Annotated in this window: 1 protein-coding gene; it reads right to left on the reverse strand. The window is 68.0% G+C overall.

Going from position 1 to position 434, the window contains the following annotated elements:
* Positions 1-38: 38 nt before the first annotated feature.
* Positions 39-434, reverse strand: a 396-nt coding sequence (locus BJP32_RS16760) for a DUF933 domain-containing protein (RefSeq protein ID WP_143255511.1), incomplete at its 5' end; no start/stop codon positions are given.

The raw sequence follows: 434 nt of genomic DNA on the forward strand, positions 1-434 counted from the left end.
GTCGGGGCTGGTGGGCTCGACTGGGCGAGCCCGACGGCTCAGCCGGTGTGCTTGACGGTGATCACGTCGCCGTCGTTCATCAGGCAGTCGCGGCCTTCGATGCGCAGGGTGCCCTTGTCGCGCGACTGGGAGTAGCCGCCGGCTTCGATGAGCTGGTCCCACGGGACGACCTCCGCGCGCACGAAGCCCTTTTGGATGTCGCCGTGGATCTGCCCGGCGGCGTCCCACACGGTGAGGCCGTTCTTGAGGTGCCAGGACTGGCCGCGAACGCCGGAGCCGACGGTGAAGAAGGTGATGAGGTTCAGCAGGCTGAAGGCGCCCTTGACGACGCGCTGCAGGCCGGACTCGGAGACGCCGAGCTCTTCGCGCATGATCGCGGCTTCGTCGTCGTCGAGTTCGGAGAGCTCGGCTTCGATCCGCGAGCTGATCGCGAC

Origin of the sequence: Brevundimonas sp. ZS04, assembly GCF_001956865.1 — a bacterium.
In the GTDB taxonomy this organism is placed as follows: Bacteria; Pseudomonadota; Alphaproteobacteria; order Caulobacterales; family Caulobacteraceae; genus Brevundimonas; species Brevundimonas diminuta.